The following is a 629-nucleotide window of genomic DNA, read 5'->3' on the forward strand; positions in this document are numbered from 1 at the left end:
ATCAATATTCCTTTCCCTATACGTACAATAGATTTGAGCGATCCTTCGGTGAAATCTATTGTTCAGCAGATAAATAAGCAGCAAGATGACAATGTTAATGATGATGATAATGCCAAAAAAGCAGAGACAGAGAAATTTGCTTAGAGCGTTATTTCAAAGAGCTGTCTTCACGTGATGTTTTTTGAGCAATAAAAAACCGCCATATTCAATGATATGGCGGTTTTTTTTGTCTTTCTACAAGCTACTAGGCCAGTACAAAAAGTTAGTCATTCTTTGCTCTAAATTCGGTATGGCACGATTTACAGCTTGCACCCACTTCACCAAAGGCAGGCTGGACGTCTTCGACACTAGTAGCCGACTGTGCAGCAGCATTTAGCTCAGCCGTCACTTTTTGAAAGTTGTCCGCTTCAGCACTGAAACCATCAGCATTTGACCATACGGCTTCAGTCGCGTTGCCCATGGCTTCTTGGTTTTCAAAGTGACTCCAAGGGTTTGCCGCATCTTCTGCCAAGAATGATGCCTGCTCTTTGAAAACCGCCGCATCAAAGGTATCAGGGGCTTTGACCATATCACCCATGACCCCCATCGCATCGCCCCAGCTTTTCATGCTGTCTTGACGCGCTTTGATA

1 protein-coding gene is annotated in these 629 nt (G+C 43.9%); it reads right to left on the reverse strand.

Going from position 1 to position 629, the window contains the following annotated elements:
• Positions 1–262 precede the first annotated feature (262 nt).
• Positions 263–629, reverse strand: a 367-nt coding sequence (locus NK638_RS12385) for a c-type cytochrome (RefSeq protein ID WP_274633246.1), incomplete at its 5' end; no start/stop codon positions are given.

It is taken from the genome of Psychrobacter sp. A3 (genome assembly GCF_028823565.1).
GTDB lineage: Bacteria > Pseudomonadota > Gammaproteobacteria > Pseudomonadales > Moraxellaceae > Psychrobacter > Psychrobacter celer.